The sequence below is a fragment of the Mesorhizobium sp. B4-1-3 genome, from assembly GCF_006439355.1.
In the GTDB taxonomy this organism is placed as follows: Bacteria; Pseudomonadota; Alphaproteobacteria; order Rhizobiales; family Rhizobiaceae; genus Mesorhizobium.
Genome location: NZ_VFTG01000003.1, coordinates 249,604 through 272,896 on the forward strand (window position 1 = coordinate 249,604; position 23,293 = coordinate 272,896).

21 protein-coding genes, 2 tRNA genes and 1 pseudogene are annotated in these 23,293 nt (G+C 64.9%); 17 read left to right on the top strand and 7 right to left on the bottom strand.

The annotated features are described in order from the left end of the window. Positions 1–111: 111 nt before the first annotated feature. Positions 112–564: an Lrp/AsnC ligand binding domain-containing protein gene (locus FJW06_RS06045; RefSeq protein WP_126060325.1), complete on the top strand. Its 453-nt coding sequence runs from the start codon at positions 112–114 to the stop codon at positions 562–564. Here the strand turns inward: FJW06_RS06045 and FJW06_RS06050 are convergent, their stop codons facing one another. Then, a complete protein-coding gene (locus FJW06_RS06050; RefSeq protein WP_140749415.1) occupies positions 565–1,773 on the bottom strand; it encodes a cytochrome c peroxidase in 1,209 nt (402 codons plus the stop codon). 7 nt (positions 1,774–1,780) lie between these two features. Then, positions 1,781–2,224, bottom strand: a complete 444-nt coding sequence (locus FJW06_RS06055; protein ID WP_140749418.1) for a FixH family protein — start codon at positions 2,222–2,224, stop codon at positions 1,781–1,783. Between the two features lie 157 nt (positions 2,225–2,381). On the opposite strand from FJW06_RS06055, the gene FJW06_RS06060 reads away from it, so the two are divergent. Continuing rightward, positions 2,382–3,299, top strand: a complete 918-nt coding sequence (locus FJW06_RS06060; RefSeq protein ID WP_140749421.1) for a sugar kinase — start codon at positions 2,382–2,384, stop codon at positions 3,297–3,299. 39 nt (positions 3,300–3,338) lie between these two features. Here FJW06_RS06060 and FJW06_RS06065 read toward each other — a convergent pair whose 3' ends face one another. The 3 genes from FJW06_RS06065 to FJW06_RS06075 form a co-directional block, all read right to left on the bottom strand. Next, entirely contained in the window at positions 3,339–4,370 is a 1,032-nt protein-coding gene (locus FJW06_RS06065; protein WP_140749424.1) for an aldose epimerase family protein, read from the bottom strand. A gap of 94 nt (positions 4,371–4,464) precedes the next feature. Beyond that, positions 4,465–5,922, bottom strand: coding sequence for an NAD-dependent succinate-semialdehyde dehydrogenase (locus FJW06_RS06070; protein ID WP_140749427.1), 1,458 nt, complete (start codon positions 5,920–5,922; stop codon positions 4,465–4,467). Positions 5,923–6,139: 217 nt separating this feature from the next. Continuing rightward, positions 6,140–7,090: an AEC family transporter gene (locus tag FJW06_RS06075; protein WP_140749430.1), complete on the bottom strand. Its 951-nt coding sequence runs from the start codon at positions 7,088–7,090 to the stop codon at positions 6,140–6,142. Between the two features lie 156 nt (positions 7,091–7,246). Here FJW06_RS06075 and FJW06_RS06080 point away from each other — a divergent pair, with 156 nt between their 5' ends. The 9 genes and pseudogenes from FJW06_RS06080 (at position 7,247) to FJW06_RS06120 (ending at position 14,929) form a co-directional block, all read left to right on the top strand. After that, positions 7,247–7,795, top strand: a complete 549-nt coding sequence (locus tag FJW06_RS06080) for a histidine phosphatase family protein (protein WP_140749433.1) — start codon at positions 7,247–7,249, stop codon at positions 7,793–7,795. A gap of 212 nt (positions 7,796–8,007) precedes the next feature. Continuing rightward, positions 8,008–8,082 (top strand) — tRNA-OTHER (locus tag FJW06_RS06085). A 1-nt stretch (position 8,083) separates the two neighbouring features. After that, a tRNA-OTHER gene (locus tag FJW06_RS06090) sits at positions 8,084–8,148 on the top strand. 367 nt (positions 8,149–8,515) lie between these two features. Then, a pseudogene (locus tag FJW06_RS06095) lies at positions 8,516–9,657 on the top strand (slipin family protein). A gap of 183 nt (positions 9,658–9,840) precedes the next feature. Then, entirely contained in the window at positions 9,841–10,122 is a 282-nt protein-coding gene (locus tag FJW06_RS06100; RefSeq protein ID WP_040981809.1) for an acyl carrier protein, read from the top strand. Positions 10,123–10,231: 109 nt separating this feature from the next. Further along, positions 10,232–11,419 (top strand): beta-ketoacyl-ACP synthase, encoded by a 1,188-nt coding sequence (locus tag FJW06_RS06105; protein WP_140749861.1) that lies wholly within the window; start codon positions 10,232–10,234, stop codon positions 11,417–11,419. Between the two features lie 78 nt (positions 11,420–11,497). After that, on the top strand, positions 11,498–12,769 hold the full coding sequence (locus FJW06_RS06110; RefSeq protein ID WP_140749436.1) for a beta-ketoacyl-ACP synthase: 1,272 nt from the start codon (positions 11,498–11,500) through the stop codon (positions 12,767–12,769). A gap of 117 nt (positions 12,770–12,886) precedes the next feature. After that, entirely contained in the window at positions 12,887–13,915 is a 1,029-nt protein-coding gene (locus FJW06_RS06115; protein ID WP_140749439.1) for a zinc-binding dehydrogenase, read from the top strand. 21 nt (positions 13,916–13,936) lie between these two features. Next, complete coding sequence (locus FJW06_RS06120; protein ID WP_140749442.1) at positions 13,937–14,929, top strand: lipid A biosynthesis lauroyl acyltransferase; 993 nt, start codon at positions 13,937–13,939, stop codon at positions 14,927–14,929. 7 nt (positions 14,930–14,936) lie between these two features. Here FJW06_RS06120 and FJW06_RS06125 read toward each other — a convergent pair whose 3' ends face one another. Then, on the bottom strand, positions 14,937–15,368 hold the full coding sequence (locus FJW06_RS06125) for a L,D-transpeptidase (RefSeq protein ID WP_140749444.1): 432 nt from the start codon (positions 15,366–15,368) through the stop codon (positions 14,937–14,939). Between the two features lie 261 nt (positions 15,369–15,629). Between FJW06_RS06125 and FJW06_RS06130 the strand changes: the two genes are divergently transcribed. From FJW06_RS06130 to FJW06_RS06150, 5 genes are all read left to right on the top strand, one after another. Continuing rightward, complete coding sequence (locus FJW06_RS06130) at positions 15,630–16,907, top strand: acetylornithine deacetylase/succinyl-diaminopimelate desuccinylase family protein (RefSeq protein WP_140749447.1); 1,278 nt, start codon at positions 15,630–15,632, stop codon at positions 16,905–16,907. A gap of 115 nt (positions 16,908–17,022) precedes the next feature. Then, positions 17,023–18,504: an ABC transporter substrate-binding protein gene (locus FJW06_RS06135; protein WP_140749450.1), complete on the top strand. Its 1,482-nt coding sequence runs from the start codon at positions 17,023–17,025 to the stop codon at positions 18,502–18,504. A gap of 28 nt (positions 18,505–18,532) precedes the next feature. Next, positions 18,533–19,480 (top strand): ABC transporter permease, encoded by a 948-nt coding sequence (locus FJW06_RS06140; protein ID WP_140749453.1) that lies wholly within the window; start codon positions 18,533–18,535, stop codon positions 19,478–19,480. Then, a complete protein-coding gene (locus FJW06_RS06145; RefSeq protein ID WP_140749456.1) occupies positions 19,477–20,346 on the top strand; it encodes an ABC transporter permease in 870 nt (289 codons plus the stop codon). Before FJW06_RS06140 ends, FJW06_RS06145 begins: the two co-directional genes overlap by 4 nt. Continuing rightward, positions 20,343–21,965, top strand: a complete 1,623-nt coding sequence (locus FJW06_RS06150; RefSeq protein ID WP_140749459.1) for a dipeptide ABC transporter ATP-binding protein — start codon at positions 20,343–20,345, stop codon at positions 21,963–21,965. The genes FJW06_RS06145 and FJW06_RS06150 overlap by 4 nt, the downstream gene beginning before the upstream one ends. A 1-nt stretch (position 21,966) precedes the next feature. Here the strand turns inward: FJW06_RS06150 and FJW06_RS06155 are convergent, their stop codons facing one another. Beyond that, positions 21,967–22,398, bottom strand: a complete 432-nt coding sequence (locus FJW06_RS06155; RefSeq protein WP_140749462.1) for a TerB family tellurite resistance protein — start codon at positions 22,396–22,398, stop codon at positions 21,967–21,969. A 106-nt stretch (positions 22,399–22,504) separates the two neighbouring features. On the opposite strand from FJW06_RS06155, the gene FJW06_RS06160 reads away from it, so the two are divergent. Beyond that, positions 22,505–23,290 (top strand): TSUP family transporter, encoded by a 786-nt coding sequence (locus FJW06_RS06160; RefSeq protein WP_140749864.1) that lies wholly within the window; start codon positions 22,505–22,507, stop codon positions 23,288–23,290. The last annotated feature ends 3 nt before the right edge of the window (positions 23,291–23,293 follow it).

Below are 23,293 nucleotides of genomic sequence, written 5' to 3' on the forward strand. Positions count from 1 at the left end.
ATGGCGCAAGCTAGCACAGCTGCGAATTTCAGTCGGTCCGAAGAAATCGACAAGATAGCCCGCTCGGTCTATCATATAGGCATTATTTCCATTTTTTGGACTGCCGTTCCGATGATCGAAGACCAATTGGACCGCATCGACCGCAACATCCTGTCCGCGCTCGGACGCGACGGTCGGCTTTCGATGTCTGAACTGGCTTTGAAGGTCGGCCTGTCGAAGACGCCGGTGCAGGCCCGTGTGAAGCGGCTTGAGAAGGACGGCTATATCAGAGGCTACCGCGCCGTCATCGATCGCGAACGCATGGGCGAAGGCCATGTCGCCTTCGTCCAGGTGAAGCTGTCGGACACGCGCTCGGCGGCGCTCGACGCCTTCAACCGCGCGGTGCAGGGCGTGCCGGAGATCGAACAATGCCACATGATGGCCTCAAGCTTCGATTACCTGCTGAAGGTCCGCACCACCGACATCGCCGCCTATCGCCGGGTGCTCGGCGAGCGCATCTCGGCCCTGCCCCATGTCGCCCAGACGTCGACCTTCGTGGCGATGGAGACGGTGAAGGACAGATAACTAGTCGGACAGCGTCTTCAAAAACGCCACCAGCGCGGAGCGCTCGCGCTCGGATAGATCAAGCGGGTGGACTTCCGACACGCCCTCGACCGCGAGCGGCGCCTTCGAATAATGCGCGATCACCTCGTCGAGGGTCGAGAACTGGCCGGCATGCATATAAGGCGGGCGATCAGCCGCGCCCCTGAGTGAGGGCGTCTTGTAAGCGCGCGTGATTTGCGGCCCGTTCTTCACCATGAAGCGCAGCTCGCGGCAGGCGCTCTCGTCGCCGTCGCGGAATTTGCCGAAGCAGTTGAACGGATCGGCCTCGACCTGCGCCACGGCATCGACGCGCCCGCGGTCCGCCGGCAGGCGGTCGACCGGCGGCACGCCGGTGTTGTGGAAGGCGTTGTCGGTAAAGCGCGGCCCATTGTGGCAGGTCACGCAATTCGCCTTGCCGATGAATAGTTTCAGCCCGAGAATCTCTTCCGGCGAGAACGCCGCATCCTCTTCCGGCTTGGCGCCGGTCGCGAGATCGATGGCGAAACGGTCGAAGCGCGTCTGCCCGGGCTCGATCGAGCGCTCGAAGGCGGCGATCGCCTTGCCGATATTGGCATAGACGCGGTTGACGTCGTCTTGCTGTCCAACGGGCATGGCGTTCCACGCCGCCTTCTCGGCATCCGTGCCGAGCGGGCTGGCATTGGCCGGCACGGTGGAAAGGTCAGGCAGCGGCCCGAAGATGCGCTCGTAGCGCTCGCCGAACCGCTTCTTGATGTAATGCGCGAAGGCGGCCCGGTTGCCGGCCTGCTCCAGCGGGTTTTCAAGCGGCGTCAGCGCTTGCGCCCACAGGCTGTCGCGCCTTCCGTCCCAGAAGAACCACGGATCGCGCGCCACGCCGGCCAGCGGCATGGTACGGCGGTTGGTATGGCCGACGCCGACCGCCTGCGGCAGGTCGTCCTGGAACTGGCGATCGATCTTGTGGCAGGTCGAGCAGGACACGGTGCCGTCGCGGCTCATGCCGCCATCGAAGAACAGCGTCGAGCCAAGCGCGGCGGCGGCCGGCACGTCGCCGTACTGGTTCGTGGTGTCGGGTTTCAGGGACGGCAGCGTGTTCAGCGCCAGCGATGCAATGGTCTTCTTCTCGGCGTCGCTGAACTCGGGCTCACCGCAGCCGCCCAGCAGGGCGAGTGCGGCCAAAGCCAGGAAGCTTGCGACGCTCGCCAGTCGCTTCATCGCCCGCTCACAACACGATGTTGAAGACGACGGAATCGGAACCCGCCGCCGCCGAGATACCGAAGTGCAGCTGCCACCAGCCGCTCATCGTGAACTTCACGCCATCGATGCGGTAGCGCCCGTTGCCCAGATAATCCGTCGCCTGCGGACTGGTCGGCAAGCCGTGGTCGTGCTGCGGCATCCCGCCCGAAATGGTTATCGCCGCACCCTCCACAGGCGCGCCGGCGGCGGTCTTCAGCGTCAGCAGCCAGGATTGCAGCTCGCCCTGCCGGACGGCGCCGCGCTCCGGCTCGAAGCTCGCGACGAACAGCCCGTTCGCCGTCTTCTTGGAGCGCGACAGGTCCGGACCGGGCGCCGATTGCGGCAGCATCAGATAGACCCCGGCCACGATGCCGGCCAGCAAGGCGGCCAGACCGAGACCCGCAAGAATGTAACGCCATATCGATGCCAAACCCGTTCCTCTTCGGCTGCTAACGTCGCGGGCCGCTTGTCGCGTCCCGCCCTGCCTGTGGGAAATCGCTTCTGGCGCAAAATTCAGCCTTCGCCAAGCATGGCGCTCCCGGCCGCAAAAAGCTACAGCAACAACATCTTAGGAAGGACCCGTCCGTATGGCCAAGGGTATCGCGTCGATCGGCGAATGCATGCTGGAACTGTCGGGCCGGAGCGGTTCAGACTGGCGCATGGGCTTTGCCGGCGACACCTTCAACACGCTCTGGGCATTGCATGCCTTGAGCCCTGATCGGCCCGCGACCTATGTGACGGCCTTTGGCGACGACCCCTTCTCGCGCGACCAGATCGACTTCTTCGGTCGGAACGGCATCGGCATAGGCAACAGTCCGGTCATCGCCGGCGCGCGCCCCGGCCTTTACGCCATCACGCTCACCGGAGCCGAGCGCGCCTTCACCTACTGGCGCAGCGACGCGGCAGCGCGCCAGCTCGCCTCCGATCCGGCAGCCTTGGCGAAAAGCCTTGAAAACCAGGTGCTTGTCTATTTTTCCGGAATCACCTTGGCAATTCTGGACGAGGCCGCGCGGAAAACTTTGCTGACGGCCATAGTTGCGGCCCGCAAGGCCGGCTCGCTCGTCGCCTTCGACCCGAATTACCGGCCGCGCCTGTGGCCGAGCCGCGAGACGGCGCAGGCCGCGATCCTGGAAGCGCTTGCCGTGGCCGACATCGCGCTGCCCACTTTTCCGGACGAGCAGATGCTGTTCGGCGACGCGACGCCGCAGGCAACGGCTGAGCGCCTTGGCAAGCTGACCGGCGAGGTTGTGGTCAAGGACGGCGAGCAGCCAGCCCTGATTGCGCTGAACGGCACCTCGCAAACTGTCGACGCGGTGCATGTGGCCGCCCCTGTCGACACCACCGGCGCCGGCGATTCCTTCAACGGCGGCTATCTGGCCGCGAGGCTTGCCGGCCATGCGCCCGGCGACGCGGCGCACCGCGCGCACAAAGTCGCCGCCGCGGTGGTGCAGGTTCGCGGCGCGCTGGCGCCGTTTGAAACGTTGAAGGCCGCGTTCGACAGTTAAGCGGCATCGAAGCTTAGGCGGCCTTCGCTTCAATAACGCCTAACTTTGAGGCAGACGGAACCGGTATTCCGTCACCTGATGATAGATCTGCCCCGGCCACAGCGTCGCCTGCGGGAAATAGGGCCGGTTCGGCGCATCCGGCCAGGTCTGCGCTTCGAGGCAGAGGCCTGAAAACGCCTTGTAGCGGCGGCCGTCGAGCCCCGGCGACGTCGGCGCGACGAACTGGCCGCTATAGAGCTGCAGTCCCGGTTCGGTCGTCCACACCTCCATTTCGACGCCGGAAGTGGCGCCTTGCACCCAAGCAGCCTGGTGCAGCGGACCGCGGCTGGACGCCAGGCAGTAATTCAGGTCGTAGCGAAGCTGCTCGCCTTCCATTTCCATGCGCAGCGCCCGCGCCTGCCGGAAATCGAAAGGCGTGCCGTCGACGGGCTTTACGGCGCCGGTCGGGATCATCTCGTCATCGACGGGCGTGTAGGCGCCGGCGTTGAGCATCAGCCGGTGGTCGAGGATGTCGCCGGCCCCGCCATCGTCCAGATTGAAGTAGGAATGCTGCGCGAGGTTGCAGAGCGTCGGCTCTTCGCAGGTCGCGGTCAGCTCCATGCTGAGCGTGCCGGGGATCTTCAGCCGGTAGGTGCAGGTGACGTCGAGCGCGCCGGGAAAGCCCATGGCGCCGTCCGGATCGTGCAGCGTCAGCGTCACGAAATCGCGGCCGTGCAGCGAGACGATCCACGGCCGGTGGAAAAAGCCTTCCGAGCCGCCATGCAGCGTATGCTTGCCGAGAAAATTGCGCTCGGTCTGGTAGCGCTTGCCGGCAATGGTGAAACGGCCGCCGCCGATGCGGTTGGCGAAGCGGCCGACGACGGCGCCGAAGAAGGCGCGGTCGGTTTCGTAAGGCTCGAAACGGTCGTAGCCCAGCACCAGCGGCGCGTCGTGGCCGGTCAGTCGAAGATCCTGGACGATCGCGCCGAGACCGATGATGTTGGCGGTGAGGCCGCCTCCCCGGATCGTGAACCGGCGCACGGCCTCGCCCGCCTGCGTCGTGCCGAAGACCTCGCCGTCCTTCATCGCCATGCCCGAAATCTCATTTCCGATCCGTGGATTTAGGCCGGCCGCGTATCATCCGGCAAGGGCAGGCCCAAAACCTGCCCTCTCCCATGAGCTGGCGTCAGAGCCCCAGGCCGCCAAAGCAGGCATATTTGGTGTCGAGATAGTCCTCGATGCCCTGATGCCCGCCTTCGCGGCCGAGACCCGATTCCTTGACGCCACCGAACGGCGCCTCGGGCGTGGTGATCAGGCCTTCATTGACGCCGACCATGCCGTATTTCAGACCTTCCATCACCCGGAAGGCGCGGCCGAGATCGCCGGTGTAGAAATAGGCGGCGAGGCCGAACTCGGTGTCGTTGGCCAAGGCAACCGCCTCTTCCTCGGTCTCGAACTTGAAGACGGGCGCGATCGGCCCAAAAATCTCTTCCTTCATGAAGCGCATGTTCGGCGTGGCGCCGGAGATGACCGTCGGCTGGAAGAACGAGCCGCCCAGCGCATGGCGCTTGCCGCCGGCGACGACCTTGCCGCCCTTGGACGTGGCGTCGGCGATGAATTCCTCGACCTTCTCGACCGCCCTCTCGTCGATCAGCGGTCCCTGCTGCACGCCTTCCTCCAGTCCCGACCCTACTTTCAGATTGCTGCTGGCCTCGGCCAGCTTCTCGACGAACTTGTCATAGATGCCGGCCTGCACGAGGAAGCGGTTGGTGCACACGCAGGTCTGGCCGGAATTGCGGTATTTGGCGGTGATGGCGCCGGCCACCGCGCGATCGACATCGGCGTCGTCGAAGACCAGGAACGGCGCGTTGCCGCCAAGCTCCATCGACACTTTCTTGACCGTCGAGGCCGATTTCTGGATCAGTATCTTGCCGACCTCGGTCGAGCCGGTGAAGGTGATCTTCTTGACCAGCGGACTGGTGCAGAGCTCGTCGCCGATCTCGCCGGCCGAACCGGTGACGACATTGACGACGCCCTTCGGGAAACCGACTTCCTCGACAAGTGCGCCCCAGGCGAGGCCCGAATAAGGCGTCTGCGAGGCGGGCTTGACCACCGCGGTGCAGCCGGCGGCCAAGGCTGGGCCGATCTTGCGGGCAAGCATGGAGGACGGGAAGTTCCACGGCGTGATGGCGGCGATGACGCCGACCGGTTCTTTGGTCACCAGGATGCGGCGGTCGCCCCATGGCGAGGGCACGATGTCGCCATAGACGCGGCGGCCTTCCTCGGCGAACCACAGGATATAGGCCGCGGCCGAGCCGATCTCGCCCTTGGATTCGGTGAGCGACTTGCCCTGCTCGATGGTGAGCAACTCGGCCAGCACGTCCTGATTGTCCATCATTGCGTCATGCAGCTTACGCAGCAGCTTCGAGCGCTCGAGCGCGGTGGTCTTGCGCCAGCTCTTGAAGGCTGCCTCGGCCGCTTCGATGGCGCGGCGGGTTTCGGCCTTGCCGGCCTTCGGCACGGTGCCGATCTTGAGGCCCGTCGCCGGGTTGTTGACGTCGATGGTCTGACCGCTGTCGGCCTGCACCCATTCACCATTGATGAGATTGGCCTGGCGCATGAAATGGCTGGTTTTCTGAAGCATGGTCTGGCCTCCGTTCGGCGCGCTGATCGGCCGTTTTTCTGGATATCCGTTGAAGCGTGCTTGATAGCCGCACGCCAGCGCATTGCTCTTACCTAGGGAAAGGCGGGCAAGCAATCACAAGATGGCATATAGGGGTTGGGCCAGCAAAGGCGAGCCGCCTCAATCGCTGGCAAGAATGTTGAGATTCGGCTCGGCCTCACCTGAATAACGACATCCCTTATCCGAAGACGTGGATCACCACCGTCAGCCAGAACGACGTGGTCGCCACCGCGCTGGCGGTGGCAAGGGTCATCTGGTTCGAGGCCAGCGCCTGGCCGGTGTTGAACTGGACGGCGATCAGGTAGGAGTTGATGCCTGAAGGAAGTGCCGCAACCACCACCGCGACCTTGGCCGTCAGCGGCGGCAGGCCGAGCAGCCACACGAAAGCCAGCACCAGTGCCGGCATCAGGAACAGCTTCAGCCCCGACAGCGCCAGCGCCGGCCTGATATTGCCGGAGATGCCGAAGCGGCGCAGGCTGAGCCCCATGGCGAACAGCGCCACCGGACCGGCCGTATCCGCCAGCGTGTCGACCAGCCGCTCGACGAGGTCCGGCAACGGCAAGCCGGTAAGGCGCCAGGCGAGCCCCGCCAGGATACCGATGATCAGCGGATTGATGAAAAGGCGCCGGAGGAAGCTCTTGACGACGCGCAGCGGATGCACCGTCTCGCCGCTGCCGCGCCCGAACATCTCGAAAAGCACGATCGAGGCCATCATCATGATCGGCAGGTGAACCGAAACCAGCAGCGAGAGCACCTCGAAGCCGCTGGCGCCGAATATGCCCAGGATGAAGGGCGCGCCGAGCAGCACGACGTTGGAATAGGCCGAGGACACCCCGCCGACGATGCCGGCGCGGGCATCCCGTCCGAACAGCCGCGTCATCACCAGATGGCCCGCCGCCCAGGTGATGGCGACGGCCGCGAAATAGGCGCCCCACAGCGGCCATGGCGTGACGCCGTGGAAGTCCGATTTGACCATGGTCTGGAAAAGCAGCAGCGGCATCGCCACGTTGACCGCGAATTCGGAAATGCCCTCCCCGCTCGCAGGCTTCAGATAGCCCGTGAGCCCGGCCAGATAGCCGAGCGCGACGAGGCTGAAGACGAAGAGGACGGTTTCGGTGAGCGGAGTCATTTGGCGGGCGCAGACATTTTTCCCGTGATAGGCGAGCCCCGACCGCGGTGCAATTGGCGCCTCGCGCCGATCTCCGGCGCCTCAGCTTGTTTTCCGGACGGCTTTGCGGTCCCTATATGCCAATCACGGCCCGCCCGGGCCGCCATGGGACTTCGAATGCTGCGACTTGTTCTGGCGCTTTTTCTCCTGGCTGTTCCGAGCCTAGCCCACGCCACCGATGCCGGCTGGGCGCTGCTGCGCGACGGCGGCCATGTCGTGCTGCTTCGCCACGCCTTCGTCACCGGGGCGACCGACCCGGCCAATTTCGACATCGGCAATTGCGCCACGCAGCTCAATCTGTCCGAGCGCGGCAAGCAGCAGGCAAGCCGCATCGGCGCGCTGTTCGCGGCCCGCGCAGCACCCATCGATCACGTGCTCTCCAGCCGCTACTGCCGCTGCCTCGACACCGCCCGCATTGCATTCGAATCCGAGCCGCGGCCCTTCGCGCCGCTCGACCTGCTCAGGACCGACCCGTCCGAAAAGGCAGCGCAGATGACCGCGATCATGCAGGAGATCCGCGGCTATTCCGGCTCCGACAACCTCGTGCTGGTCACGCATCTCGAAAACATCGAGGCGCTCACCGGCGTCGCGCCGCGCGAGGGCGAAGCCGTGGTCGTGGCGCCGGAAGGCGACGGTCTCAAGGTGCTCGGGCGGGTCACCTTCTAAGGCGTCGCGCCGGCCAATGTTGCCGAAATGCAACTCCCGGAAGAAGCCGTAAGTCCGCCGCGACAATGCCGCTTGCGACAACCCGTCGCAGGGTCTATAGGCGCGCTCCCGGTCACGAAAACCGAAGCGAGCACAACGGTTGGAGCTTCTGCCTCCGCCCGCGCAAGCGGCTCTGCCGCGCTGTGTACGGCGCCGTTTCGGGTGTTGGGATCGCCGATGTAGCTCAGAGGTTAGAGCGCCGGATTTGGGTCCGGAGGTCGAGGGTTCGAGTCCCTTCATCAGCACCACGGATAGCTCAGCGGGTAGAGCATCAGATTGTAATCTGACTGTCGAAGGTTCGATTCCTTCTCCAACGGCCTGATAAGCCGACACCTTCAGGTGGTGTTATCCAAAACGGTCCGGGGACCGGAATGCGAGGACTTCACGGACGGCAGGGCTTCGGCCTCGCCGGGCGGCGACGTCCTGCGCCATCGGCTCGCGGCCAGGCCCGCGGTGACGATCAAGGCGCGGCGCGGCCGGCAAGGGAAGCTTCGGCTTCCGGCGCCCGCTTCCCCGCCCCGCGATCCGCTCCCGAAGGCCCGCTGCGGATCGATGCCACCGGTCCCCGGATCATTCGTGCCCAGGACATGAAGTACGACGACGTGAAACGAGAAACGAAAAGGATGATCGACGCATGACGTGACGCCTCGCACGGGGCCATGCCCGACAGGAGTGAAGACAATGAAGACCATTCTCGAAAAGGCTCTTGGACGCGAGCGCGTCCTCGTGAAGGAAAATGAGCGTGCCGTCGCCCTCTACAAGGGCGAGATCCAGGCGATCCTGATGCCGGGCGAGCATTGGCTCGCCAACCGGCGCGGAAACCTGGAGATATCCAGGCACGACCTGAAGAACCCGGAATTCGTTTCGGCTTACGAGAAGGCGTTGTTCGACAAGCTCCCGGATGTGGCCGCGCGTCACTTCACCGTCGTCCGCACCGGGCGCACGGACGTCGCCGTCATTGAGCGCGACGGCGCCTTGCATGCCGTGCTTACCCCGGATCGCAAGCTCGTGCTGTGGACGGATGCCGGCCCGTGGAAGGTGACGTCCGTCGACACGGCGGCCGATCTCGCCGTCGATCCGGCCTTGATGTGCCGGATCGGCCAGGCCCGGAAGACGGAACACGTGTTCCTGCATCTGGTCGTGGACGGCCAGGTCGGCTTGCTGTTCGTGGATGGCGTCTACACCCGCACACTTGCCGCGGGCGTGCATGCCTTCTGGAATGTCGGGCGCATGGTCCAGGTGAAGGTCGTCGACATCAAGCGCCAGTCGCTCGATGTCGCCGGGCAGGAAGTACTGACCAAGGATCGCGTGACGATCCGCGTCAACATCGCCGCCGAATACCGGGTCGTCGATCCGGTGACGGCGGTGAGCACGGTGAAGGACTTCTCGGAAGCCCTCTACCGCGCCCTGCAGTATGCCTTCCGCAAGACGCTTGGCGCGCTAACGCTCGACCAGATCCTCGACAAGAAGGTGACGGTCGACGAGGACGCGGCGGCCAAGGTGCGCGACGACATGGCCGCGATCGGCGTCGAGGTCAGCGACATCGCTCTCAAGGATGTGATCCTGCCGGGCGACATGCGCGAGATCCTCAACCAGGTGGTTTCGGCCGAGAAGCAGGCCGAGGCCAACGTCATCCGCCGCCGCGAGGAGACGAACGCCACGCGTTCGCTGCTCAACACGGCCAAGGTGATGGCTGAGAACCCGGTGGTGCTGCGGCTGAAGGAGCTCGAGGCTCTCGAAACCATCGCCGGCAAGGTCGAGCGGCTCACCGTCCACACGGGACGGGCGGGCTGCTCAACGATCTGGTCAAGCTCCGTGAATAGCGGGACTGACACAGCGTGAAATGGAAAGGGCCGCTGGTTCGACCGGCGGCCCTTCTTGCGTTTTGCCAACCCCTACCCATCTGCCGCCGGCGCATCAGGCCTTTTCCTGCCGGGAAAAACCGATTAGACAGCGCCCAAACGAAGATGCGGACAGATTCCGCCCGCAACCCGAAGGAAGAGCCCTTGTCCACCACGTTCGAGAAAGTCGCCAAGATCATTGCCGACACCAGCGAGATCGATATCGACACCATCACGCCCGAGAGCCACACCATCGACGATCTCGGCATCGACAGCCTCGATTTCCTCGATATCGTCTTCGCCATCGACAAGGAATTCGGCATCAAGGTGCCGCTCGAGAAGTGGACGCAGGAAGTCAATGACGGCAAGGCTTCGACCGACGATTATTTCGTCATGAAGAACCTGTGCGCCAAGATCGACGCTCTGGTCGCGGCCAAGAACGCCTGATGTCCGCAGAGCGCGCGAACTTGACGCGCTCGGCGCGTGACCCCGGCATCGATTTTCGGAAGGGGTCATGCGCAAGATCAAAAAGCCGCCTGACCCGCAACAGCCACCCATGAGTTCCCACGACGTCGTCATCACCGGCATCGGCCTTGTCTCCTCATTGGGAGAAGGCCCCGACGCGCACTGGCAGAAGCTGACGCAGCCCGGTTTCCAGCCGGTGCTCGATGCGGCGCGCTTCGCGCCCTATACCATCCATCCCCTGCCCGAGATCGACTGGAACCTGCAGATCGCCAAGCGCGGCGACCAGCGCCAGATGGAAACCTGGCAGCGTCTCGGCACCTATGCCGCCGGCCTGGCGCTGGATGACGCCGGCATCAAGGGCGATGACGAGCTTTGCGCCACCATGGACATGGTCGTGGCGGCCGGCGGCGGCGAGCGCGACGAAGCCGTCGATGCCACCATCCTTGCCGCCTCCGAGAGTCGCAACGACCGCGACGTGCTGCTCAACGAGAAGCTGACGACGGAACTGCGGCCGACTTTGTTCCTGGCCCAGCTCTCCAACCTGCTTGCCGGCAACATCTCGATTGTCCACAAGGTCACCGGTTCCTCCCGCACCTTCATGGGCGAGGAAGGTGCCGGCGTCTCGGCCGTCGAGACGGCGACCGCGCGCATCCGCTCGGGACAGTCGACCCATGTTCTGGTCGGCGGCGCCTTCCAGACCGAGCATTCCGACATGCTGCTCGGCTACGAGCTTGCCGGCTACCTGCATCGCGGACGGTGGAAGCCGGTCTGGCAGCGCCAGGGCTCCGAAGGCGGCGGCGTGGTGACGGGCTCCGGCGGCGCCTTCCTGGTGCTCGAACAGCGCGAGCACGCAAGGAATCGCGGTCGCAAGATCTACGCCGAACTCGGCCCCGTTATCTCTGGCCGCGCCAGGCGCCGGCAAGGCGAGTTGAATTCAGAGATTGCCGCGCTGTTGAAGCAGGCCCACCTTCCCGATGGCGAACTGCTGACGATTTCCGCCGCCTCCGGCGCCCACGCCGCCACCGCGGCCGAAAAAGCGGTGCTCGACGCCAACCCGGCTTTGGCCGTGCGAGCCTTCTCGACGCTGACCGGCCATATGAAGGAAGCGCAGTTCCCCTTCGCGGTCGCGCTCGCGGCGCTCGCCGTCGACCGCAAGGCCGGTTATCCAGTCTTCGATGCCACGGCGGAGCGCCCATTCGAAGGCGCCCCCAATTCCGTCCTTGCAACCGCGATCGGCTATCACCAATTCGAGGGCCTGGGGCTGATCAAGGCCGCTTAGATCGGGTTTTCCGCAATTCCGGGCGGAAAACCGCTACACACTTTTCCTGGAATTGCTCGATTACGAGGCAGACAAAGCATGGCCAATCTTCGCGATCACATGGGCAGGCCGATCGTCGCGGTGACCGGCATCGGCGTGGTGACGTCGCTGGGTGTCGGCAAAAAGGACAACTGGGCGGCGCTGACCTCGGGCAAATCCGGCATCCATCCGATCACCCGCTTTTCCGTCGATCACCTCAACACCCGCATCTCCGGCATGGTCGACTTCCTGCCGTCGAGTTCGAAGGGCGCCAGCCACCTCACTTACGAACTGGCCGAGACGGCGGCCCAGGAGGCCGTCTCGGAAGCAGGCCTCGATTCCGGCGATTTTGGCGGCCCGCTGTTTTTGGCCTCGCCGCCGGTCGAGCTTGACTGGGCCGACCGCTTCTCGCTCTATAATTCCGACAAGGATGAGGCAGGCGCCGAAAGGCTGCTGAGAGTCGCGCGCGGGCTGAAGGAGCTCGACATCTTCGAGACCACGCAGTTCGGCTCGATCGCCGACCGGCTGGCCGACCGCTTCGGCACGCGCGGCCTGCCGATCACGCTGTCCACCGCCTGCGCCTCCGGCGCCACCGCCATCCAGCTCGGCGTGGAGGCCATCCGGCGCGGCGAGTGCGATAAGGCGCTGTCGATCGGCGCCGACGGTTCGGCCACCGCGGAGGCACTGATCCGCTTCTCGCTGCTGTCGGCGCTCTCCACCCATAACGACATCCCGGAGAAGGCGTCAAAACCCTTCTCCAAGGACCGCGACGGTTTTGTCCTGGCCGAAGGTTCCGGCGCGCTGGTGCTGGAATCGCTGGAGGCCGCCCTTGCCCGCGGCGCGACCATCCTCGGCATCATGCGCGGCTGCGGCGAAAAGGCCGACGATTTCCACCGCACCCGCTCCAAGCCTGACGGCTCGCCGGCGATCGCGGCCGTGCGCGCCGCCCTTGCCGATGCGGGCCTCGGCGAAGACGAGATCGACTACGTCAACGCGCATGGCACCTCGACGCCCGAAAACGACAAAATGGAGCATTTGTCGCTGTCCACCGTCTTCGGCGAGCGCATCGGCTCGATGCCGATCTCCTCGAACAAGTCGATGATCGGCCACACCCTGTCCGCCGCCGGCGCGGTGGAGGCCGCCTTCTCATTGATGACCATGCGCGAAAGCGTCATCCCGCCGACCATCAATTACGACAATCCCGATCCGGCGATTGTCCTCGACGTGGTGCCGAACAAGAAGCGCAACGCCGAGGTCGGCACCGTCTTGTCTAACTCCTTCGGCTTCGGCGGCCAGAACACCTGCCTTGTCATGGCGCGGGAACCGGTCTAAGCGGACTTTTTCCGCCAATGCATGTCGCGCAAAGGTGAAATCGGTTTTGCGACAACGACATGCATAAACAAAGAAACTAAGGCGCAACGCGCTTTAGAGCAGAACCTGACAGGCCCTATGCGCGCACTGCAACTTATCGAGGATCGCCGTCTCGAAACGGTGGACCTGCCGCCTCCCCCGCCGCCTTCCTTGGGCGAAGTGACGCTGCGCATCAAGGCGGTGGCGCTCAACCATATCGACGTCTGGGGCTGGCGCGGCATGGCCTTCGCCAAGCGCAAGCTGCCGCTGGTCGTCGGCGCCGAGGCCGCTGGCGAGGTCGAGGCGGTGGGCCCCGGCGTCTCCAACCTGCTGCCGGGACAGTTGGTATCGATCTACGGCGCGCGCACCTGCGGGTTGTGCCGCGCCTGTCGCGAAGGTCGCGACAATCTCTGCGAGCATGTCTCTGGCGTGCACGGCTTCCATCTCGACGGCTTCGCGCAGGAAAAGATCAACCTGCCGGCCCGCCTCCTGGTACCCGCTCCGCCTGGCGTCACCGAGATCGGCGCCGCGGTCGCGCCCGTCACCTTCGGCACCGTCGAGCATATGCTGTTCGACAATGCCAAGCTGGAACCCGGCGAAACCATTCTCGTCCATGCCGGTGGTTCCGGCATCGGCACCGCCGCCATCCAGCTGGCCAAGAAGATGGGCTGCACGGTCATCACCACGGTCGGCTCGAACGACAAGATCGACAAGGCCAAGGCGCTTGGCGCCGACCACGTCATCAACTACCGTGAGGACCGTTTCGAAGGCGTCGTGCGCAAGCTGACGAAGAAGAAGGGCGTCGACGTCGTTTTCGAGCATGTCGGCGCCGACACATTCGCCGGCTCGATGCTGTCTCTGAAGCGTGGCGGCCGCCTCGTCACCTGCGGCTCGACCTCGGGCGTGTCGACGCAGGTCAATCTCATGCAGCTCTTCCAGCAGCAGCTGAAGCTGCTCGGCTCCTTCGGCTGCCGCATGGAGAACATGGCCAACGCCATGCAGAAGATGGCCGCCGGCCTCGTCGCCCCCGTTATCGATACCGAGGTGGGCTTCGACGACATCGATGCCGCGCTGAAGCGCATGGAAGGCCGGGACGTCTTCGGCAAGATCATCCTTCGCGTTTCCTAAACGCAGTTCCAGGAAAGGCGGATGGTCGGCACGGTGTTCAGGAAAGCCCGCCGGGACTTCATGTTCCGCTACGGCCGGCGACTGCGCCAGTTGGAGCACTGGCTGGTCGCCAAGCTTGCCGTCGTCTTGCTCTCGCTGCTGCGCCTGTTGCCACCCGACAGCGCGCTCAACTTCGCCGACCGCACTGCCCGCCGCGTCGGTCCGCTGGTGGGGCGCCATCGCGTTGCGGTCAACAATCTGCGCCTTGCCTATCCGCAAAAGAGCGACGCCGAGATCGAAGCCATCGCGCGCGACATGTGGGGCAACATGGCGCGCCTCGCGGCCGAATACATCTTCCTCGACGCGTTGTTCGACTTCGACCCGGACGCTTCGAAGCCGGGCCGGGTCGAGGTGCGCGGCATCGAGCATTTCGTCGAGATCGCCGGCGAGAGGAAGCCGCACATCCTGTTCACCGGCCATCTCGGCAATTTCGAGCTGCTGCCGGTGGCCGCCGCCACGTTCGGCATGAACATCACGGCGCTGTTCCGCCCGCCGAACAATCCTTATCTTGCTGACTACATCCATTCGACGCGCCGCTCCTCGATGGGCGCCTTGCTGCCCTCCGCCGCCGGTGCGTCCTTCGCCCTCGCCGCCATCCTGGAAAAGGGCGGCAATATCGGCGTGCTGGTCGACCAGAAATTCTCGGGCGGCGTGGACACGACTTTCTTCGGCCGTCCATGCCAGACCAATCCGATGCTTGGCATGCTCGCCCGCCACTATGACTGCGATGTCTACCCCGCCCGCTGCGTCAGGCTGCCGGGCAACCGCTTCCGCCTGGAGATCGAGGACAAGCTGACCTTGCCGCGCACCAGCGACGGCAGCGTCGACGTCGATGCGGCCACCCAGCTTCTCACCGACGTGGTCGAGCGCTGGGTGCGCGAGGATCCCGGCCAGTGGATGTGGTTCCACAAGCGCTGGGAAATCAGCGGCCGCCGCCGCAAGCGCATAAAGGCGAAGGCGGCAGCCGGCCAGTAATCGGCTTTCAGTTGGTGACGACGATGCGCGTGTTGCCGAAGCCGATTTCCTTGACCATCGTATAGAAGGTCGCGGCGTTGGCCGGATGCAGGCGCACGCAGCCATGCGAGGCCGGGCGCCCGAGATTTCTCACCGCCCCGGTGCCGTGAATGGCATAGCCGCCATGGAAGAACACCGAATAGGGCATCGGCGAGTTATCGTATTTGCGCGAGTACCACATCCGGGCGGTCCGTTGCGGCCGGTAGCTGCCGCGCGGCGTGAAATAGCCCTTGCGCGCGGTCGACACGCTCCAGCGGTAAACCACCTGGCCGTATTTGCTGACGGTCATGGTCTGCGACGAGACGTCGATATTAGCCACCAGCGTGGCCGCCCGGCTTGCGATGGACATGCCGAACAACGCGGTTGCCAGCACGGTTGCCATGAGAACGAACTTTTTCATGCGGTCAAACCCCTTGATTGCCCCCTGCCATCCACGCGGTTTTCCATCTTTTTGCCGGCAGGTGCGTTAAGTACCACACACTCGTTGACGAATCCGCCAATCCAATGCGGCGAATTTGAATGATTTTCCCGGTATGGTTGCCGCCGCGACACGCACCCTCTGGAGTTTAGGCAGGGGGCGTTGGGCCATGTCTGGATCGTCGTCTGGCAATGAGCGACTGGTTGCTTGCAAAAGTGCCGGGATCCTTCTTCAATCCACCCGATGAATGAACTACTCCTCAAGGCGGTCGACGACCGGACCGACGATCTCGTTGCGCTGACCGCGGACCTGATCCGCTTCCCGACCGTCAATCCGCCGGGCGAAGCCTACCGGCCATGCGCCGAGTTCCTTGGCGCGCGCCTGAAGAAACGCGGCTTCGAAACGGAACTCATCCGTGCCGAGGGCGCGCCAGGCGACAGCGACCGTTATCCGCGCGTCAACGTCGTCGCCCGCTTCGACGGCCGCTCGTCCGGCCCCTGCGTGCATTTCAATTCGCATATCGACGTGGTCGAGGCCGGCGACGGCTGGACCGTCGATCCCTTTGCCGGCGTGGTGAAGAACGGCAGGGTCTATGGCCGCGGCGCCTGTGACATGAAGGGCGGTCTGGCGGCCTCGGTGATCGCCGTCGAGGCTTTCATGGCGACCTATCCCGACTTTCCCGGCGCCATCGAGATATCGGGCACGGCGGACGAGGAATCGGGCGGTTTCGGCGGCGTCGCCCATTTGGCCAGGCTCGGCTATTTCTCCAAGCCGAAGGTCGACCACGTCATCATCCCCGAGCCGCTGAACAAGGATCGCATCTGCCTTGGCCATCGCGGCGTCTGGTGGGCCGAGATCGAGACCAAAGGTGAGATCGCGCATGGCTCGATGCCGTTCCTCGGCGACAATGCGGTGCGCCATATGGGCGCCGTCCTGCAGGCCTTCGAGGACGAGTTGTTCCCGGCGCTCGACCGCAAGATGACGCGCATGCCGGTGGTGCCGGAAGGCGCCAGGCGCTCGACCATGAACATCAATTCCATCCATGGCGGCCAGACCGAGGATTTCCGGCCCGGCCTCCCCTCGCCCAACGTGCCGGATTCCTGCCGGCTCACCATCGACCGGCGCTTCCTGCTGGAAGAGGACATCGCCTCCGTGAAGGGCGAAGTCACCCGCATCCTCGAACGGCTGAAGCGCGAGCGCAGGAAATTCGACTACGAGATCCGCGACCTGATGGAGGTGCTGCCGCTGATGACCGAGCGCGACGCGCCGGTGGTGAAGGCCGTCGCCAAGGGCATCATGGAGGTGTTCGACCGCGAGCCGGACTATGTGATCTCGCCCGGCACCTACGACCAGAAGCATGTCGCGCGCCTCGGCCACCTCTATGACTGCATCGCCTATGGCCCGGGCATTCTCGACCTCGCCCACCGGCCGGACGAATGGGTCGGCATCGCCGATATGGTGGAATCGGCCAAGGTGATGGCGATCGGCCTCAACGTGCTCTTGCGCGGCACGACCGGATGACAGGTAAAAACATTCCGCCTGGCGCCGCCCGGCAGCACGAAACACAATTTACTCGCCCGCGAAATCACGCTTCTATCCGCCGGCTTGAGCACGTTTGAGCAATGGGAGTTCAGCGATGAAACTGTGGAAGACCATCCTGGCTGCGGCTACCCTGTCGCTTGCCGCCGCCACGTCGGCCTTTGCCGCGCGCACCGACCTCACGCTGGGCATCGTGCTCGAGCCGCCGCATCTCGATCCGACCGCCGGCGCGGGCGCGGCCATCGGCGAAGTCACCTATGCCAATGTCTTTGAAGGCCTGACGCGCATCGACGACAACGGCCAGGTTCAGCCCGCTCTCGCCGAGACCTGGGCCGTCTCCGACGACGGCAAGGTCTACACATTCAAGCTGCATTCCGGCGTGAAGTTCCACGACGGCTCGGCCTTCAGCGCCGACGACGTGAAGTTCTCGCTGGACCGTGCGCGCGCCAAGGATTCGCTCAATCCACAAAAGCCGCTCTTTGCGCACATCACCGATGTCACAGCGGTCGATCCGGCGACCGTCAAGGTCACTCTCGACGGTCCGCAGGGCGATTTCCTCTATGACATGGGCCAGGTTGCGGCGGTGATCGTGGGGAAGGCATCGGCCGACGGGAACAAGGACAAGCCGATCGGCACCGGTCCGTTCAAGCTCGATCACTGGGCCAAGGGTTCCGAAATCACGCTCATCAAGAACCCGGACTACTGGGGTACGCCCGCCGCTCTCGACAAGGCGACATTCCGCATAGTGCCCGACGCGGCAGCGGCTGTCCCCGCATTGCTCTCGGGCGATATCCAGGCTTTCGCCAACATGCCCGCACAAGACGCGCTCGCGCAGGTCCAGTCCGATCCGCGCTTCAGCGTCGTGATCGGCTCGACCGAGGGCGAGACGATCCTGTCGATCAACAACAAGAAGCCGCCCTTCGACAAGCTCGCGGTGCGGCAGGCGCTTGCCTCCGCGATCGATCGCAGTGCCGTCATCGCCGCCGCCTCGAACGGCCTTGGAAAGCCGATCGGCTCTCATTTCTCGCCAGGCGATGCGGGCTATGTCGATCTCACCGGCGTCTATCCGCACGACATCGCCAAGGCCAAGGCGTATCTAAAGGAAGCGGGGCTGGAGAACGGCTTCTCGGCCACGATCAAGCTGCCGCCCGTGCCCTACGCACGCGACGGCGGCCAGGTGATTCAGTCCCAGCTGAAGGAGATCGGGGTCAATCTGCAGATCATCCCAGTCGAATGGGCGGAGTGGCTGAGCCAGGTCTTCACCAACAAGGACTATGACCTGACGATCGTTTCCCATGTCGAGCCGAACGACATCGATATCTATTCGCGGCCCGGCTACTATTTCCAGTATGACAATCCGAAGTTCAACGATGTCATCAAGGAACTCGGCACCACGGTCGACAAGGACAAGAGGCTGGAACTGCTGGGCGAGGCGCAGAAGATTCTCGCGCACGACGTGCCCGCCGTCTACCTGTTCGAGCTGCCCAAAATCGGTGTCTGGGACGCCAAGCTGCAGGGCATGTGGACGAACTGGCCGATCGAGGCTGACGATCTCACCAAGGTGAAGTGGACGGATTGAAGCCAGCGCGATCGCCCGATCGCCTCCCATGACCGCCTATCTCCTGAAACGCCTCATCATCGCGGTCCTCACACTGGTGCTGGCCTCGATGGTGGTGTTCGCGGTCATGGAGATCCTGCCCGGCGATCCGGCACGGCTGATGCTGGGCCTCAATGCCAGCGCCGACCAGGTCGAGATGCTGCGCGATCAGATGGGGCTGAACGCGCCGCTGGTGTTGCGCTACCTGCATTGGGCGGGCGGCTTGCTCAGCCTCGATTTCGGCCGCTCCTACACCTATTCGGTGCCTGTTATCGACCTGGTGCGGGAACGCATCGCCGTCTCCCTGCCGCTGGCGTTGATCGCGCTGGCGCTCTCGACCGTGATCGCCATTCCGGTCGGCGTCTTCTCGGCCAGCCGCCAGGGCCGCGCCGGCGATACGCTCGTCATGGGCGCCGCCCAACTCGGCGTCGCGGTGCCGAATTTCTGGTTCGCGCTGATGCTGATCTACCTGTTTGCCGTCTGGCTGCGGCTGGTCCCGGCCGGCGGCTTTCCGGGGTGGGGCGCCGGCATCTGGCCGGCGCTGAAATCCCTGATCCTGCCGGCCGTGGCCCTGGCGTTGCCGCAGGCGGCGATCCTGGCGCGCGTTGCCCGCTCGGCGCTGATCGAGGTGCTCAATGAGGACTATATCCGCACCGCGCGCGCCAAGGGCCTGCCCCATCGCGCCGTGCTCTGGCGCCATGCGCTGCGCAACGCCATGATCCCGGTACTCACCATCCTCGGCCTGCAATTCGCCTTCCTGCTTGCCGGCACCATCATCATCGAGAATGTCTTCTACCTGCCCGGGCTGGGCCGGCTGATCTTCCAGGCCATCACCCAGCGCGATCTGATCGTTGTCGAGAGCATCGTCATGCTTCTGGTCGCCGCCGTGATCCTCATCAACCTGCTCGTCGATTTCTCCTACGCCATCGTCGACCCGCGCCTCAGGGGCCGGCAATGACCATGCGCGTCGACCTCCCCGAGGAAACCCTTGAGGGCGTGCTGGCCAAGGCCTTGGGCAACCGCTCCTTCTTGATCGGGCTCGTCGTCACGCTGCTGATCGTGGCCGTCGCGCTCGTCTCCTTCGTCTGGACGCCCTACGACGTCACAAAGCTGGTGATCGCCGACAAGACGCAGGCGCCTTCCTGGACACACTTGTTCGGCACCGATCATTTCGGCCGGGACATACTGTCGATGATCATGGTCGGCGCCCGTAATTCGATTGCGGTGGCACTGGTCGCGGTCGGCATCGGCATGGGCATCGGCGTGCCGCTCGGCGCTTTCGCCGCGGCGCGCGGGGGACTGGCCGACGAGGCGCTGATGCGCGTCAACGACCTGATCTTCGCCTTTCCGGCGCTGCTTTCGGCAATCATGATCACCGCGATCTTCGGCCCGGGCGCCGTCAACGCCATCATCGCCATCGGCATCTTCAACATACCTGTCTTTGCGCGCGTCACCCGCGCCGGCGCGCTGGCCATCTGGCCGCGCGAATTCATCCTCGCCGCGCGCGCCGCCGGCAAGGGCATGACGCGGATCACCGTCGAGCACATCCTGCCCAACATCGCGACGCTGCTGCTCGTCCAGGGCACCATCCAGTTCGCGCTGGGCATACTCGCCGAAGCCGGGCTTTCCTATGTCGGGCTGGGCGCCCAGCCGCCGATGCCGAGTTGGGGCCGCATGCTGTTCGACGCGCAAACGCGCATGGTGACCGCGCCCTGGATGGCTATCTTCCCCGGCATGGCGATCGTCATCACCGTGCTTGGGCTGAACCTGCTCGGCGACGGCCTCGCCGACATCCTCGATCCGAAATCGCGACGGCGCCGATGAGCCTGATCGAGATCGAGAACCTGTCGCTTACGATCGGCGCCACGCCGATCCTGACAGGCGTCGAGCTGACAATAGCGCCCGGCGAGGTCGTCGGGCTGGTCGGCGAATCCGGTTCCGGCAAGTCGATGACGGCGCTGACGATCATGCGGCTTTTGCCGCATCTGGCGCGTGCCGAGGGCCGCGTCGCCTTCGACGGCATCGATATCCTCGCTGCCACCGAGGACCAGATGTGCGCCTTGCGCGGCGACGACATCGGCATGGTTTTCCAGGAGCCGATGACGGCGCTCAATCCGGTCAAGACCATCGGCGAGCAGGTCGCCGAAGGCATACGCTGGCACACCAAGGCAGGCCGCGCCGAGGCGGAAGAGCGCACACGAAAAATCCTGGACCGCGTCGGGCTGCCGGAGGCCAAGTTCCCGCTGTCGCGCTACCCGCACGAACTGTCGGGCGGTCAGCGCCAGCGCGTGGTCATCGCCATCGCCTGCGCGCTGAAGCCGAAGCTCCTCATCGCCGACGAGCCGACGACGGCCCTCGACGTGGTGCTGCAGGCCCAGATCCTCGACCTGTTGCGCGATCTGGTCAGTGAGAACCGCATGGGCCTGCTGCTCATCTCGCACGACCTCGCGGTGGTGACCGAGATGGCCGATCGCCTGACCATCCTGCGCAGTGGCGAGGTGACGGAGGCCGGCGACACCGCGCGCACGCTGTCGGAGCAACAGCATCCCTACACGCGCGAGCTGGCGCTGGCTTCCATGCACGTGCCGGCGCGGCCGAAACCGCACCTTGCCGGGTCGGCAAAACCCTTGCTCGAAGTCGAGAACGTCGGCCGGGACTACCCGGGACGACGCACATCCCTGTTCCGGCCGGCAGAGCCGATCCGCGCCGTCCACGACGTCTCGCTCACCATCGAGCCGGCACAATCGGTGGCGCTGGTCGGCCGCTCGGGCTGCGGCAAGTCCACCCTTGCCCGCATGATCCTTGCCTTGGACAAGCCGACGGCGGGCACGATCCGCTTTCGCGGCGAGCCTATCACAGGCAAGCCGGAACAGGCGCTGAAGCCGACGCGGCGCGACATGCAGGTGGTGTTCCAGGATCCCTACGGCTCCTTCGACCCGCGCCAGAAGGTGGAGAAGCTGGTGGCCGAGCCGCTGCATCTCCTGGAGAGGCAGCCGGCAAAGGCCGAGCGCCGCGAGATGGTCGCGCTTGCATTGCACGAGGTCGGGCTCGGCCCGCGCGACATGGACAAATACCCGCATGAATTCTCGGGCGGCCAGCGCCAGCGCCTGTCGATCGCCCGCGCTATCATCACCCGCCCGAAGCTGGTGGTCGCCGATGAGCCGGTCTCGGCGCTGGACGTCTCGATCCGCGCCCAGATCCTCGACCTCTTCGCCGAACTCAACCAGAAGCTCGGCATCGCCTATCTCTTCATCACCCACGACCTGACCGTCGCCCGCGCCATGGCGGACGAGGTGCTGGTCATGCATGAAGGCAGGATCGTCGAGCGCGGCCGCGCCACAGACGTGCTCGATCATCCGCGCTCCGAAGCGGCGCGGGCACTGGTCGCGGCGGCGCCCGACCTGCACCGCGCGATCGCGCGCAAGATGCAGGAACAGGGCTAGATCACCTCTCCGGCTTAACCAGATCGACCGGGCTGATATCGAGCAGGTCGAGCGTGCGGCGCAGAAGCTTCACCTCGCTTTCGGCGAGTTTGGAATCGGCCTTGGCGATCTCGGCCATGTGGCGCGCGAGCAGCTTCCGGCGCTCGACATCGAGGTCGCGGAACAGCGCGATCGCCTGCGAGCCGTTGGTCTCGTAGCCATAGTCGTTGAGATATTCGATGACGCTGTCGATGCTGCTTTCCGGAATCCCGAAGGCTTCCTTGCAGATGCGCCGGAAGACGACCATCTCGCTCTCCGAGACCGAGCCGTCGGCCAGGATCATGCGGAACAGCATCAAGAGTTCCGCCGACAGCACCGGATCGTCCGCCACCTTGCGCACGCCCGGGTCACCGTCGAAGATCGAACGTATCTGGTCGAGCAGCGCCATCGCCATCAAGCTCCCCTTTGCGAGTCTGGTCTGATTGTTAGCTTGGAATCTCTCTTGCGCAAACGGGGCTAGCGTGATGGAAGCTGCGCTTCCTTCCAGGCATCTCTCCTCGATGATCGATCTTACCCTGCAGACCGTCCTCATCCTCATTGCTGCCGCCTTCGGCGCCGGCTTCGTCGACTCGATCGCCGGCGGCGGCGGGCTGATCACGATCCCGGCGCTGCTGCTCGCCGGCTTTTCGCCGGTCGCAGCTCTCGGCACCAACAAATTGCAGGGTATGTTCGGCTCCGGCTCGGCCACCATCCACTATGCCGCCAACGGCCAGGTCGACCTGCGCCGCCAGTTGCCGTCGGCGCTGCTGGCGCTTGTCGGCGGCGCGGTTGGCGCCTTGCTCGCGACCGTCGTCCCCGGCGATTTCCTGCGCGCCATCCTGCCGCTGCTCCTGATCGCCATCGCGCTCTATTTCGCGCTGAAACCGAATATGGACGATGTCGATCGCGCCGAACGGCTGTCGCCCTTCCTGTTCGGGCTGATCATCCCGCCGCTGGTCGGCTTCTATGACGGCGTCTTCGGTCCCGGCGCCGGCTCCTTCTACATGCTCGCCTTCGTCACGCTCGCCGGCTACGGCGTGCTCAAGGCGACGGCGCACACCAAGCTTCTCAATTTCGCCTCCAACATTGGCGGCTTCGTCGTCTTCGCCGCCGTCGGCGTCGTCGACTGGAAGATCGGCCTGATGATGGGCGCGGCGCAGTTCATCGGCGCCCGGGTCGGCGCGAGCCTGGCCATCCGCATCGGCGCCAAGCTGATCAAGCCGCTGCTGGTGGTGGTCTGCCTGGCGCTGGCAATCAAGCTGTTAGCCGACCCCGCCAATCCGCTGCGCCAGCTCATTGGTGTGTGAGGC